The organism is Mycobacterium sp. (assembly GCF_040398885.1).
Taxonomy (GTDB): Bacteria; Actinomycetota; Actinomycetes; order Mycobacteriales; family Mycobacteriaceae; genus Mycobacterium.
On record NZ_JBBATF010000083.1, the window covers coordinates 1 to 13,615 of the forward strand.

Genomic DNA, 13,615 nt, shown 5'->3' on the forward strand with positions numbered 1-13,615 from the left:
ACTGGCCACGACAGGCAGGGGATTTCGTGAAGGTGATGCCGCGCGACTACAAGCGCGTCCTGCAAGCCATCGCCGAGGCCGTGGCGTCCGGCGCCACCGGCTCCGAAGTCGACGAGGCGATCATGGGGGCATCCCGTGGCTGATCCGAGCGGCTTCCTCAAGCACACCCGTCGCCAGACCCCGAAGCGACGCCCGGTCCCGCTGCGGTTGCGGGACTGGAACGAGGTCTACGAAGAATTTCAGCCTGAGACCCTCAGGGAGCAGGCGTCGCGCTGCATGGACTGCGGAATCCCGTTCTGCCACAACGGCTGCCCGCTGGGCAACCTGATCCCCGAGTGGAACGACCTGGTCTACCAGGACCGGTGGAGGGATGCCGCCGAGCGGTTGCACGCCACCAACAACTTCCCGGAGTTCACCGGCCGGCTCTGCCCGGCGCCGTGCGAGGCGTCCTGCGTGCTGGGCATCAACTCCGACCCTGTGACCATCAAGCAGGTCGAAGTCGAGATCATCGACAACGCCTTCGACGAGGGTTGGGTCACCCCCAACCGGCCGCATCTGGTGACCGGCAAGTCCGTCGCCGTCGTCGGCTCCGGCCCGGCCGGGCTGGCGGCCGCCCAGCAGCTCACCCGTGCCGGCCACGACGTGACGGTGTTCGAGCGCGCCGACCGCATCGGCGGCCTGCTGCGCTACGGCATCCCCGAGTTCAAGATGGAGAAGCGCCACATCGACCGCCGCCTGGAGCAGATGGAGGCCGAGGGCACCAAGTTCCGGGCCGGCGTCAACGTCGGCGTCGACGTCACCGCCGCGGAACTGCGGGAGGACTTCGATGCGGTGGTGCTGGCCGGCGGGGCGACCGACTGGCGGGACCTGCCGATCCCGGGGCGTGAACTCGAGGGCATCCACCAGGCGATGGAGTACCTGCCGTGGGCCAACAAGGTGGCCGTCGGCGATCTGGACGAGACGCCGATCACCGCCGAGGGCAAGCGCGTGGTCATCATCGGCGGCGGCGACACCGGGGCGGACTGCCTGGGCACCGCCCACCGGCAGGGCGCGGCCAGCGTGCACCAGTTCGAGATCATGCCGAAGCCGGGCGCCGACCGGGACCCCTCCACGCCTTGGCCGACCTACCCGCTGATCTACCGGGTGTCCTCGGCCCACGAAGAGGGCGGCGAACGCGTCTTCTCGGTCAACACCGAGCGTTTCCTCGGCGAGGACGGCAGGGTCACCGGCCTGCGTGCGCACGAGGTGGTGATGACGGCCGGCAAGTTCGAGAAGGTGGAGGGTTCCGAGTTCGACCTGGACGCCGACATCGTCTTCCTGGCGATGGGCTTCGTCGGACCCGAGAAACCGGGCCTGCTGAGCGACCTCGGCGTGGGACTCACCGACCGCGGCAACGTCGCCCGCAACGCGGACTTCGAGACCTCGGTGCCGGGTGTGTTCGTGGCCGGCGACATGGGCCGCGGGCAGTCGCTGATCGTGTGGGCGATCGCCGAGGGACGCGCCGCGGCCGCCGGCGTCGACCGTTACCTGATGGGACACACAGCTTTGCCGGCGCCCATCGCCCCGACCGCGGTGCCGCAACAATAGCCCCATAGGTAACACCAGAAACGTACGACCTGCGACGGCGTGCCTCCCTCGCCATTGGTGGCAATTAAGTTCTAATTGCTGGAATGGGGCTGCGCGATACCGCGCTCCCCGGGTTGCCAATGGCTGTCGACCGCAGGAGAGACCCCTCGTGAACCTGAACAGTCCGATCTCGACGCCGATCCTGCGGACCCGCGTCGGTCGCATCGCCCTGTCCCTACTGGCCCACCCGCCGGCCAAGAGCCGTGAGTTCCCCGCCGAGCAGGAACGCCTCGTCACCGCCGACGAGTTGATGATGTACGGGTTCAACGGCTTCTAATCCCTTTCGCGCCGACTGTCCGGTGCATTCGGGCGCGACCGTCCACAGCTAACTGCAGATCGACTTGACCCCTCGGCTTCGCCGTGCTCGGGTGCGGTCACGAAGGTGTTTGCTGAAGCAACATTTGATCGACTCGACAGATTTCAACAGCACACCTACCATGAGTCCGGTCCGCTGTTTTCGGGCGTGCGTCAAGGGGAGGGGCTACAGGTGGTTCTCGATGTCAACACAGCAACGGTCGCAGCGTCGGCGACTGCAGAGGGGGCGGTCTCGGCGGAGATTGCTTCGGCCGCCGCCGCGGCAGCGGCGGCGCTGACCGCGGTCATGCCGATGGGCGCCGACTTGGACTCGATCGAGTTCGCCGCAGCGCTCAACGCCGCCGGCGCCACCTACATCGGCACCGCCGGCGAGCACTCGGCCAACCGGGCCATGTTCGCCGGCTCGCAAGACCTCGCGGCAGCGACCTACACGGCCGCCGAAGCCGTCAACAACACCGCACTCGCGCTCTGACGCCGACCCATGCCGGATCCCGCGTGGCCGTCGTCGCCTCCCGAAGCCAACTACCTCAGGCTGGTCGGGTCGGGCGCGGCTGGAGCCGGCACGACACTGGCCAGCGCCGCGGCCTGGGAGGCCCTGATGGCGGGCACTGAGATGGCCGCGTCGGTGTCGACACTGAACACGGCGGCGACGGCGCTGGACTTCGAAGGCCTGGGTGGCGCCGCATCGGCGGGTACGGCCACCGGGTTGAACAGCTCCCTGCACCTGCTCGCGGGTTGGATCCAGGAGAAGCCGCCGATCGCGGCCAGTGCGGTCGCGGCATACGAGACCGCGGTCTCGACGATGATCCCGGCGGCGGTCTCGCTGGCCAACCGGGCCGAACAGGCTGCCGACGTGGCGATCAACCCGCTGGTCCTGGGCGCGTTGACGCCGGCCATCGTGGCACTGGACCTGGAGTACTTCGGCGAACACTGGCCGCACAACGCAAGCACGGGAGCCGCCTACGGATCGGCCCTGACGGCACTGTTGCCGGCGCTGGCGGTCCCGCCGCCGCTCGCCCCGCCCGGAGCGTCGCCGTCCGCCCCGGCATCGGCCGCCGCGGCGCTCGCCGAGACGGCCGGCCAGGCCGCGGCCGGAGAGGCCCTGAAGGAATCCGGCCAGATCGCCGGGATGGCCGGAGAGGGCGGCGCGGCGCCGGCGGAGGCAGCCGGTCAGGTGGGCCGACTGGCGACGTCGGCGATCCAGCCCCTGCAATCGGTCCCGCAGCCGCCGGCGGGGATGTTCCAGGCGCCCTGGCAGGCCTTCCAGAGCCTGTCCGGCCTTCCCCAGTCGATGCCGGGCCGGCTCGGCGCGCCATCCGAGGGCGGACTGACCGAAGCCGCCGACATACCGGCCGGGATGCTCGCCGCCCGGATCGCGGCCGAATTCGGCGCCGGCGCCGGGGGTGGCGCGGGAACCGGTGGACCGGGCTTCGCCGGTGCGGGCGGTGCCGGACCGGGTGTCGGTGGCGTCGGTGCCGGCGGCGTCCCCGGCGCCGGGCTCACCAGTTACACCCGACCCAACAGCAGCTTCGCCCCGGAGAACAGCGGCAGGCCGACAAGCCTCAAGAGCGGGCTCCTGAGTGCGGCAGAACTGCGCGGACCCACCACAACGGCAGGTGGGGCCGTTCCGATATCGCCTGCCCCGACCGGGATGCTGGGCACCAGCAAAGATGAAAGCGGCAAGGACAACGTTCTCCGCGCGCGGATCTCGCTGCCGGGTGAACGGCGAGACGGGAACTCGACGTAGCAAATGCGAAATCGCGGGGGGTGTAGCGGAACGATGTTTGCCACAGGGTGAAGTGACAGCTTCGCCGTCCCGTCGAATACTCGGTAATCCCTTGGTCGCACGACCGACATCAACAACTCAGCAAAGGAATAGGAACGAATGACCCTCGTCGTCACACCCGAGGTGCTGCGAAGCACCCAGCAGGCCATCGAATCCGCACTGCAGCACGCCACCGCAATCGCCAACGGCTACCTCAGCCACCACGAGGGTCTCGGCTCGGCCGTCTGGGGCGGCCAGGCCTCCCTTGCGTCGGTGAACACCGCCGCGCAGATCAACGCCGATCTCCAGCAGACCATCACCGGTGGCACCCGGTTGGCGCACGGCCTGAGCCAGGCCGCCTCGCTGATGGAACAGCACGAGGTCGACGCCGCCCACAGCCTCACCGGTTTCGCCGCGAACGCCTGATCCGTCCATACCCGAAAGGAACGCCCAATGTCCGGCAACATCACCTACAACCACTCCGCCGTCGCCGACTTCGCCTCCGACGTGGGTTCCCGTGCGGCCCAGCTGATGGAAATCCACGACGACATCCAGCAGCGCACCAACGCGATCGCCGACTTCTTCCAGGGCTCGGCTGCGACGTCGTTCCACGAGGCGCAGACGCAGATGCTGCACGGCCTGCAGGGCCTCATCAACACGGTGAGCCGGCACGGCCAGACCATCAGCAGCGTCAACGAGGGCGCCCACGCCACCGACATGCAGATGAGCAACCTGTTCTGAGCCGCACGGCATGAGGCCGGGGGGGCGCGCAACAGTGCGCCCCGCCGGCTGTCGGTGAACCTTCAACCTCTCCTAGGACCCGAATGCTGACGACGTCTCTTGACGGGCTGTGGGCACTGCAGGTGCTCACAGGTATCGAAGTGCTCGCACCGGAACTCGGTCTGCGCCCGCACCTGCCCAGCGTGGAAACGCGCGGGACGGTGCTTGATCACCCCGCCGCCGAGGAATTGCGGACGACGGGCGTCATCGACGCGGCCGGCACGGTGGACGAAACCGTCATGGAATGGCTGACGGTGCTGTCGCGACGGGACCTCGCCGTTCTGCTGTACGTCCAGACCCCCGCGGCCGACACCGAGCCGGAGCGCATTCTGCTGGCCCGCTTCGCGCAGTGGTGGGTCAGCCTGGAGCGGTACGGCAACCTGGTTCGGCTCGGCGGCGCGGGCACCGCTACGAGTGAACGGTCGGCAGCTCTACTGATCAGCGCCCAGATCGGACGTCTCTGCGGGGCGATGGCACCCGCCTCGTTCAAGCCCGCGACCATCGACGCCGTCGACATCCTCGGCGCGGTGAAGGACCCGGCAAGCCTGCGCGCCTTCCTGGTCGACCGCGGATTCGACAGCGATCAGATCGCCACCCTCACCCTGGCCGCCGACCGGGGCCGATCCGCCCAGGCCGCCGCCGTGGCGATACAGGCCGGCGCCGGCGCCGGGCCGACGCGCGCTCACATCGAATCGGGCGCCGTCACGATCATCGACACCCCCCGGGGCCGGCTGGTGTCCGAGCACGTCAAGCGCGCCGGGAGGTCCTGGATGATCGTCAGCCCCGGATCGGGTCCGAACATCTCCGCCGCCGTGCTCGCCATGCTGCGAAATCTGCCGGCACGGAACCAGTGGCATTCACACAGAAAGGTTGTCTAGGTGACCGATCGCCGGAAGGAGAAGTCGCGCTCCGACGACCCGGTCCGCCGGGAACCGCCTTTGGCGCCGCCGTACAACCGGAAGGTGCCGGTGTCCGTCTCCGGAACGCTGCGCATCTCAGACATGGTGGCACCCAGGAAGATCCCACCGGGTTCGGGATGGCGCAAGTTCGCCTACAACGTCTCGGGCAAGACGATCAACCCGGGTGAGTCTCCGGCGGAACGTCACTATCGCGAACTTCGGGAACGCATCCGGCGCCACATCCGCAAGCAGTATGTGATCGCCTTCGTTTCGGGCAAGGGTGGCGTCGGTAAGACGACGATGACCGCCTGCGTTGGCGGGGTCTTCCGGGAAAGCCGGCCCGAGAACGTCGTCGCCATCGATGCCGCGCCGGGGTTCGGGACACTCGCCGGCCGCATCGACGAGGCGCCCCCCGGAGACTACGCGGCCATACTCAACGACACCGACGTGCAGGGCTACGCCGATGTCCGGGAACACCTGGGGCAGAACGCCATCGGCCTTGACGTCCTAGCCGGAAATCGCGCCTCGGACCAGCCGCGGCCGCTCGCGCCGGCCATGTTCAGCGGCGTCCTGTCGCGACTTCGCCGCACCCACAACGTCATCCTGATCGACACCTCCGACGACCTGGAGCATCCGGTGATGAAAGCCGTGCTGGACGCCTGCGACGCTCTGGTGTTCGTCTCCGGCCTGACCGCCGACACCTCGCTTCCGGTGACCCGGGCCATCGACCTGTTGCGTTCGATGGGGTACCACGAGTTGGTTTCCCGGAGCACGGTCGTTCTCAACGACAGCCGCAACGGCTACGGAAAGGACGCCCGCGACTACCTGACCGAGAGGTTCAGTCAGTCCGGTGCGACCGTCGAGTTCATGCCCTATGACCCACATCTGGCCAAGGGCGGCATCATCGACACCGCACACGAACTGCAGAAGAAGACCCGTCTCCGACTCTTCGAGATCACTGCAGCCCTCGCCGACAAGTACGTGCCGGACGCCGACAGGCCGCACTGATGGCGAAGGTCTCATTCCCGGCCCGCTGCGCCGTCGCCGTCGTCTGCGGTGAACACGTCGTCTCGCAGGTGTATCCGGCGTCGGTACCGGTCGAGGTCTTTCTGGACAACATCGTCGCACTGCTCGACGACGACTTGAAGCGCCGCGGCGCCGTCGCGCTGGACACGGGTGTCGCGTATGAATTGCAGCGCGCGAACGGAACCCGCCTCGATGTCACCAAGACGCTCGACGAACTCGGCATCGAAGACGGCGACGCTCTGGTCCTGGTCGCGGCAGAGCCCGGGGAATCGTTCGAGCCGCAATGCGAGTCCTTATCCAGCGGCCTGGCTGATATCGGCAAGAAGTTGTTCACCCCCGTCACCGCCCATACCGCGGCGATGACGGCACTGGGCATCCTCGGCATGGTTGTCCTCACGACTGTCGCCTTGGCGGTCCACACCCGGATGCACACCGGCTCATGGGTCGTCGCGTCGACGATCCTCGTCTTCGGCGCCGCGGTCGCCTTCGGCGCGTTCGCGGTATGGCGATGGTGGCCAGATGAATGGCAGTTGTCCGGCGGGCTGGCCTGGCTGGCGACGCCGCTACTGGCCGTCGGCGCCGCAGCGGCGACACCGGGTGCGGTCGGCGGGGCCCACCTCTTCGTGGCCGGTCTTGCCGCGGCGGTCCTGATCTGCGGGCTGGTCGCGGTCAGCGGTAGGTACCTGACCGCCGCCGCCACCGTCGTAACCCTCTGTGCGATAGGCGGACTCAATGCCGCCGTGCGGATGTGGCAACCGGTTGCAGCGCAGCGCCTCGGGATCTGCACGCTGGTCGGATTACTCATCCTCTTGACAACCGGGCCGACGATCGCGCTGTGGGTGGCGGGCATCCGTCCACCGCACTTCGGTTCCATCACCGGCCGGGACGTGTTCCGCCGCGGTGACGGCATGCCGGTCGACGCGGTCGCACCTGTGGACGACGACGTCGAGGACGACCCGGACCTCGATGTCACACCCCGCGGGTCGGTGATCGCCGCGGCCGCCCGGCGTGCCAACAGCGTCCTGACCGGGATATGTGTCGCCGCGGCGGTAGCCCTGCCCGCGGCGGTGTGGACCACGCTGATGCCGGGCGAGCCGCGCGGCGTCGGGGCGTTGATCGTCGCCGTGCTTTTCGTCGCGATCTACATCAGCCGGGCAAGGGCGTTCACCGACCGTCGGCAGGCGGTCGCCCTGGTGTGCGGGGCGGCGGCGGCGGTATGCGCCGGTGTTGTGCGGTACGTGCTGTCCTATCCGGCCGAGGCCGTCGCGCCCCTGTGGTGGGGAGTCCTGGTGCTGGTGGCCTTCGCGGCCGCCGGCCTCGCCGCAGCCCTTCTCGTACCAGCGACCCGCTTCACGCCGCTGGTCCGGATGGTCGCCGAGTGGCTGGAGTTGGCGGCGATCGTCGTGGCGCTCCCGCTGGCCGCCTGGGTCGGGGGGTTGTTCGCATGGGTGCGGATGCGATGACCCGGGGTGGGAGCCGAATCCTCGCGCTTGCCATGGCCGTCGTCCTCACCGGCACGCTGTCCAACGCGCCGACGGCCTCGGCGATCGAGCCGCCACGCATCGATCCCGCGCTGGTTCCTGCGGACGATCATCCGGGGCCCGAGCAGGCAATGCGGCAAAGCAACGTCTGCGCCCGCACCATCACTGTTGCCGAACCCGACGTGGGTCTGCCGGCGCCGGGTTTCACCATGCTCAATATCACCAAGGCCTGGCAGTACTCGACCGGTAACGGAGTCGCGGTGGCCGTGATCGACACCGGGGTGACCCCGAGCCCGCGGCTTCGGGTGGTGCCGGGCGGTGACTACGTCATGGGCGGCGACGGTCTGTCCGACTGCGACGCGCATGGGACCGTGGTCGCATCGGTGATCTCCGCGGCGCCATCAGGCTCGCCGATGCCCGCGCCGCTCCCGCCCACGCCCGCGTTCCCGCCGCCTTCCGGTGGCTCGCCGGTGGTACAGGTCCCACCCCCGCCGGCCGACTCCCCGACCCCGCCGGCCGCCCCCGACGGCGTGGCAGGCGTTGCCCCGCACGCGACGGTGATCTCGATACGACAGTCCTCCAGGGCGTTCGAGCCGGAGAGCCCCGGACCGGGCGACATGGATGCGCGGCGCAAGGCCGGCACGGTGGCGACTCTCGCGCGGGCCATCGTCCACGCAGCCAATCTGGGTGCCAAAGTCGTCAATGTCAGTGTCACGGCGTGTGTTTCGGCAGCCGACCCGCTCGACCAGCGGTCCATCGGCGCGGCAGTCTGGTACGCGTCGGCCGTCAAGGACGCCGTGGTCGTCGCCGCGGCCGGAAACGAGGGCGAGGACGGCTGCGCCGAGAATCCGGCGTCTGGTCCACTGGACGCCGACGACCCGCGCGACTGGCGGCAGGTCAAGACGGTCTCGTCGCCATCCTGGTTCACCGATCACGTGCTGTCCGTGGGCGCCGTCGACACCACCGGTGCACCGTTGACCAAAAGCCTTGCCGGACCGTGGGTCGCTGCGGCGGCCCCCGGCGTGCAGATCATGGGGCTTTCGCCGCAAGGCGGTCCGGCCAATGCCTATCCGGCAGTGCGACCGGGAGAGAGGGACATCCCGTTCTGGGGAACCAGTTTCTCCGCCGCCTACGTCAGCGGGGTCGCCGCGCTGGTGAGGGCGAAATACCCGCAATTGAGCGCCCATCAGGTGATCAATCGGATCCTGCAGACCGCGCACAATCCCGCGCGGGGGGTCGACAACCAGGTGGGCTACGGCGTCGTCGATCCGGTTGCGGCGCTCACCTTTGATGTCCCGCCCGGCGACCGGGTGGCCGTCATCGCCCGGAGCAGGGTGCTGTCGCCGCCGCCGAGCCCGCGGCCACCTGATCACCGTGCCCGCACGGTGGCGATCGGATTCGCCGGCGTCGTCGTCGCCGCAGTGATGTTGTCCGGCTTGGTTTCCCGGGCGAGGAGGGCGCGATGACGGACCTCATTCTCATCGCCGGCGCGATGACGGACCTCATTCTCATCGCCGGCGTCTTCACCGCAGTGGTGCTCGGCTGGGGCTGGGGCGGTTACACCGGCGTGGCCGCAGGCCTGATCGTCGGGTTGCTACTCGGCGTCGTGCCCTGGCGCCGTCAGCCGCTGTGGTCGTGGCTCGGGCTCTACCTCGGCCGCAACCGCCCTATCGTCCTGAACGAGCCGGTCACGGTCGCCAATGACCGATCCGGCGGAGGAGTCCGTTATCAGGACGGGATTGCCGTCGCCGCGGTGCAGATTATGGGCCGGCCTCATTGCGCAAGCCGTTTCGCCGGATCGGCCGGGATCGAGACGGACGACACGGTGGACATCGCAGGGCTGATCCCCGCGATGCGCCAAAGCCTGGGACTGACCCTCGAGTCGATCTCGGTGGTCAGCTCCGGAGCGCGCCGGCGTCCGACCGGGGACTACCCGCGGGTGTACGACACGCTGATCGGAACCCCGCCGTACGCGGGACAGCGGGAAACCTGGTTGGTCATCAGGATGAGTGCCCTGGACAACGGTGACGCCCTACGATGGCGCACCACGGTGGGCGCCGCAACGCTGGCTGCGGCGCAGCGCATCTCCTTCCTGCTACGCCGCAACGGGATTCGCGCCAGGGTCGCGACCGTAACCGACATCCTCGAGTTCGAGAACCGGATGGGTTCCGACGCGCTGGAGCCGCGCAACCGGCGTTGGAACAGCGTACGCGGCGGAGCCGGATGGCAGACCACGTACGCCTACCGGTCGGACGACGTCAACACCGAGACGCTGGCGCAGGCATGGGCGCTTCGTGCCGACGGGATCATCCAGAACGTCACCCTGTCAGCGGACGGGACGGCGACCGCGACACTCACCATCCGGACCGCTCAGCCGCCCACCGCACCGCCGGCCGTTGTCCTGCAGCCACTTCCCGGTGAACAGGCGCAGGCATCGGCGGCCAACCTCTGCGGACCGCGACCGCGGCTTCGCGCGGTGGCCCGCGGTCCGCTTCCGCGATCAGTGGTCATCCCGGTCGGACCTTCCGGCGTTCTGCTCGGAAAAACACGAGACGGTGACCGTCTGGCACTGCCCCTGTCCGATCCCGCAGAGCAATGCCGGGTACACATCGCAGCCGAAGACGCCATCGCCAAGCGGATCATCGTCCGGGCCGCCGGGGCGGGGGAGCGCGTCACGGTACACACCACCAACCTGCAACGCTGGGACACCGTCCGGATGCCGCACGTCGCCGTGATCGAACATCCGCGCCCCGCCCCGGGCACCACCGTCAGCGTCACCGACGGAACCCTGGCACCGGCCCCCCGCCCACACACCGTGATTTCCGTCGGTGCACCGGGGGCCGGGACCCACCCGGCGGCGGACGTGGTGATCTCCCAGACCGGACCGGAGACCGTCGAGGTGACCGCAGCGGGCCGCACCTACGACGTGGCAGTTGAGTTCTTCCGCGCGGAGAACCTCTACGTCTCGAGAGATTCGGGATCGGTCGGGGCTGAGCTGGAAATGGCGGACTAGTCCATGACCAGCGGAGGAGTCTCGACGGTCAGCGCTCGCAGATACTTCGACCAGGCGATGTCCGTGCTGACGAAGGATCCGGCCGCAGCGCGCCGGCTCTTCAGCGAGGCCACCGAGACCGATCCGACGATGGCCGATGCGTGGCTGGGCCGGATCGCCGCAGGTGACGAGGAACTGTCGACACTCGAGCAACTCAACGGGTTCGGCGCCCGTCTGCACCGGGAGACGAATCGACTCGGCACCACTCTGGCTGCGCCGGCCAAAGCCGGTCCCTATCTGTCCATCACGGTGACCGAGGCCTCCCACGCCGGAGTCGCACTGGCCAGCGCTCTCATCGACGACCGGCAATTCGACAAGGCCGCCGCACTGCTCGACGATCCGGCGCTGCTGGACGGCTGGGAGAATCACCAGTGGCGCCAGTATGTGCGTGCCTACCTGATGTTCGCCACGCAGCGCTGGCCGGACGTCATCGCCGAGGCCGCCCGAGTCCTGCCTGCGCAGGCGGTGATCATGACTGCGGTGACGGCCGGCACCAACGCCTTGGCCGGTCATGCCGCGGCACACCTCGGGCAGGCCCGCGTTGCCCTGGACTGGGCCGACCGCATCGAACTGCGCTCGGATCCCCCCGCGCCTGCGGCCGCCCGGCGCAGCCTGCTCGATTCTGTTGTGGCGGTGGTAGATCCGGTGGAGTTTCCGCTGATCGCCGCCGACCTCGCCTACATCCGCGGTATGGCCCACCGGCAACTCGGGGACGAGACGCGGGCCCAGGTGTGGTTGTCCAGGGCGACCGTCAACGGGGCGCTGACCGAGCCTGCCAGGCAGGCGCTGTCCGATCCGCGGGTGCAACTGGTGGTCACCGACGAGGAGTCGATCAACAGCCGCACCGACAAGTGGGATGTCTCAACCGAGCAGTCCGAGGATGCGCGCGCCGACGAGGACAACAGGGGACGCCGGGCAGAGTTGTTGGCCGAAGGCCGCGCGCTGTTGGACAACCAGGTCGGCCTGGCCGAAGTGAAACGCGCCGTCGCTGAGATCGAGGACCAGATCGAAGTTCGGGCCCTGCGCCTGGCGCACGGCCTGCCGGTGACGAACCAGACCAACCACATGTTGCTCGTGGGGCCGCCGGGCACCGGCAAGACCACCACCGCCGAGGCGCTGGGCAAGATCTATGCGGGTCTCGGAATCGTCCGGAATCCGGAGATCATCGAGGTGAAGCGTTCCGACTTCTGCGGCGAGCACATCGGATCCTCCGGGCCGAAAACCAATGCGCTGATTGACCGTTCGCTCGGACGCATCCTGTTCTTCGACGAGTTCTACTCCTTGGTCGAGCGGCATCACGACGGCCGGCCGGACATGATAGGGATGGAAGCCGTGAACCAGTTGCTGGTCGCCCTGGAGGCGCACCGGTTCGACTTCTGCTTCATCGGGGCCGGCTATGAGCGCGAGGTCGATGACTTCCTCAAGGTGAATCCCGGTCTGGCGGGTCGCTTCAACCGCAGGCTCCGGTTCGAGTCCTACAGCCCGGGGGACCTGGTGGAGATCGCGGCCCGCTATGGCGCTCCGCGCGCCACCGTGCTGGACCGCGATGCCCGCACCGCGCTCGACGCGGCCTGCCAGAAGCTGCGGGCCTTCGTCGCCGCGGACGGCACGCACGGGGTCGACTTGATGCAGAACGGCCGATTCGCCCGCAATGTGGTGGAACGGGCGGAGCGGTTGCGGGACTCGCGCGTCGCCGCGCAGAACCGCACCGACAAGGGCTCGGTCACCCTCGCGGACCTCGAGACACTGCGCGCCCAGGACATCCTCGCCGCGGTGTCCGCCGCCTGCGCGGAGAAGAACGTGTCGCTGGGGTTCAGCGCACCCGGCTGAACCGCTCCAACTGCGTCGGCGGCCCGTCGGCGGGCGGCGGCGGCAGCACCAGGTCCACCCCGTCGATCACCCGAACAACGTTGCGTGTCTGGCGATCGAAGTTCAGCGTCCCGTGCTGGAAGTTCTGCACGATCCACTCCGGCTCGGCGATCTCGCCGCTGGTGGGCAGGCCCAGGGCGCCGCGCTCGTAACCCAGCGACGCCCACGCCGTGTAGATGGCGCCGGTGAGCGGCTGGGCGCCGGTCGCCGGTGACCAGTACATCGCGCCGCGCTCGAAATTCGCGTAACGGGTCGTGCCATCCCCGGCCGCCTCCAGTGAGATCGGCTTGCCCAGCGGGCCGGCTTCGCCGCCGCCTGACTCCCAGCGGGCCAGGATCGCACCACCCTGCAACGACTCGGTCACATCCGGTGGTCGGTTGAAATTGGCGGCCAGCTTGCGGATCTGGGCCATGGTGGCGTAGCCCTGGGTGCCCGGGCATTCGGTGTTGCCGACATCGCGGTGGGCGAAGATCTCCGGCAGTTCCACCACCCGTCCACCGGGCACCACGGTGTGCTGGCCGCCGGCGGACTTGAGGTTCACCATGCCCAGCGGGTCGACCTTGTCCAGGCTCAGCCGCCAGCCGAGCAGGCGGCCGACGGTCTTGGTCAGGATGTCCGGCGGCGGCTCGTCCTCGAAGTTGCCGATCATCGAAACGCCCCACACGTCGCTGTTGAAGCCGCCGGTGTGAGAACCCATGACGTCCTTGGTGATTCCGCCGGCGCGGCCCTCGAAGACCTGCCCGTACTTGTCCACCAGGGCGTTGTAGGCGATGTCGCACCAGCCCAGCGTCATGGTGTGATA

General features: G+C 68.8%; 13 protein-coding genes and 1 pseudogene. 13 read left to right on the forward strand and 1 reads right to left on the reverse strand.

Features of this window, described 5'->3' with window-relative positions; genetic code table 11:
* The 13 genes and pseudogenes from ADBZ5U_RS09385 to eccA all read left to right on the forward strand — a co-directional run.
* A partial coding sequence (locus ADBZ5U_RS09385; protein ID WP_526264719.1) for a hypothetical protein occupies positions 1-143 on the forward strand: 143 nt, incomplete at its 5' end.
* Entirely contained in the window at positions 136-1,587 is a 1,452-nt protein-coding gene (gene gltD, locus ADBZ5U_RS09390; protein WP_526264695.1) for a glutamate synthase small subunit, read from the forward strand. The genes ADBZ5U_RS09385 and gltD, both read left to right, overlap by 8 nt.
* A 148-nt stretch (positions 1,588-1,735) precedes the next feature.
* Positions 1,736-1,903: a hypothetical protein gene (locus ADBZ5U_RS09395; RefSeq protein WP_526264697.1), complete on the forward strand. Its 168-nt coding sequence runs from the start codon at positions 1,736-1,738 to the stop codon at positions 1,901-1,903.
* A 210-nt stretch (positions 1,904-2,113) separates the two neighbouring features.
* A complete protein-coding gene (locus ADBZ5U_RS09400; protein WP_526264699.1) occupies positions 2,114-2,413 on the forward strand; it encodes a PE domain-containing protein in 300 nt (99 codons plus the stop codon).
* A gap of 9 nt (positions 2,414-2,422) precedes the next feature.
* The gene (locus tag ADBZ5U_RS09405) at positions 2,423-3,688 is read left to right on the forward strand and encodes a PPE domain-containing protein (RefSeq protein ID WP_526264701.1); all 1,266 of its coding nucleotides are present in this window, start codon (positions 2,423-2,425) and stop codon (positions 3,686-3,688) included.
* A 138-nt stretch (positions 3,689-3,826) separates the two neighbouring features.
* Positions 3,827-4,132 carry a WXG100 family type VII secretion target gene (locus ADBZ5U_RS09410; protein ID WP_526264703.1) on the forward strand — a complete coding sequence of 102 codons (306 nt, stop codon included), beginning with the start codon at positions 3,827-3,829 and terminating at the stop codon, positions 4,130-4,132.
* A 27-nt stretch (positions 4,133-4,159) separates the two neighbouring features.
* Entirely contained in the window at positions 4,160-4,447 is a 288-nt protein-coding gene (locus ADBZ5U_RS09415) for a WXG100 family type VII secretion target (RefSeq protein ID WP_526264705.1), read from the forward strand.
* 83 nt (positions 4,448-4,530) lie between these two features.
* Positions 4,531-5,364, forward strand: coding sequence for an ESX secretion-associated protein EspG (locus tag ADBZ5U_RS09420; RefSeq protein ID WP_526264707.1), 834 nt, complete (start codon positions 4,531-4,533; stop codon positions 5,362-5,364).
* A 93-nt stretch (positions 5,365-5,457) separates the two neighbouring features.
* Positions 5,458-6,393 (forward strand): annotated as a pseudogene (locus ADBZ5U_RS09425) (MinD/ParA family ATP-binding protein); the annotation flags it as partial.
* Positions 6,393-7,874: a type VII secretion integral membrane protein EccD gene (gene eccD / locus ADBZ5U_RS09430; RefSeq protein ID WP_526264709.1), complete on the forward strand. Its 1,482-nt coding sequence runs from the start codon at positions 6,393-6,395 to the stop codon at positions 7,872-7,874. The pseudogene ADBZ5U_RS09425 and the gene eccD, both read left to right, overlap by 1 nt.
* Positions 7,856-9,358: a type VII secretion-associated serine protease mycosin gene (gene mycP, locus ADBZ5U_RS09435; protein WP_526264711.1), complete on the forward strand. Its 1,503-nt coding sequence runs from the start codon at positions 7,856-7,858 to the stop codon at positions 9,356-9,358. Before eccD ends, mycP begins: the two co-directional genes overlap by 19 nt.
* Positions 9,355-10,905 (forward strand): type VII secretion protein EccE, encoded by a 1,551-nt coding sequence (gene eccE, locus ADBZ5U_RS09440; RefSeq protein WP_526264713.1) that lies wholly within the window; start codon positions 9,355-9,357, stop codon positions 10,903-10,905. The genes mycP and eccE overlap by 4 nt, the downstream gene beginning before the upstream one ends.
* 3 nt (positions 10,906-10,908) lie before the next feature.
* The gene (gene eccA, locus ADBZ5U_RS09445) at positions 10,909-12,774 is read left to right on the forward strand and encodes a type VII secretion AAA-ATPase EccA (RefSeq protein WP_526264715.1); all 1,866 of its coding nucleotides are present in this window, start codon (positions 10,909-10,911) and stop codon (positions 12,772-12,774) included.
* On the opposite strand, the gene ADBZ5U_RS09450 is transcribed toward eccA, so the two are convergent.
* Positions 12,758-13,615: N-acetylmuramoyl-L-alanine amidase (locus ADBZ5U_RS09450; protein WP_526264717.1), on the reverse strand; the 858-nt coding region annotated here is incomplete at its 5' end. The genes eccA and ADBZ5U_RS09450 overlap by 17 nt on opposite strands.

Excerpts from the sequence above, each read along its gene's own strand:
- eccA (WP_526264715.1), top strand. The coding sequence starts at position 10,909 with ATGACCAGCGGAGGAGTCTCGACGGTCAGCGCTCGCAGATACTTCGAC.
- ADBZ5U_RS09410 (WP_526264703.1), top strand. The coding sequence starts at position 3,827 with ATGACCCTCGTCGTCACACCCGAGGTGCTGCGAAGCACCCAGCAGGCC.
- eccD (WP_526264709.1), top strand. The coding sequence starts at position 6,393 with ATGGCGAAGGTCTCATTCCCGGCCCGCTGCGCCGTCGCCGTCGTCTGC.
- mycP (WP_526264711.1), top strand. The coding sequence starts at position 7,856 with ATGGGTGCGGATGCGATGACCCGGGGTGGGAGCCGAATCCTCGCGCTT.
- eccE (WP_526264713.1), top strand. The coding sequence starts at position 9,355 with ATGACGGACCTCATTCTCATCGCCGGCGCGATGACGGACCTCATTCTC.
- ADBZ5U_RS09415 (WP_526264705.1), top strand. The coding sequence starts at position 4,160 with ATGTCCGGCAACATCACCTACAACCACTCCGCCGTCGCCGACTTCGCC.
- ADBZ5U_RS09420 (WP_526264707.1), top strand. The coding sequence starts at position 4,531 with ATGCTGACGACGTCTCTTGACGGGCTGTGGGCACTGCAGGTGCTCACA.
- ADBZ5U_RS09405 (WP_526264701.1), top strand. The coding sequence starts at position 2,423 with ATGCCGGATCCCGCGTGGCCGTCGTCGCCTCCCGAAGCCAACTACCTC.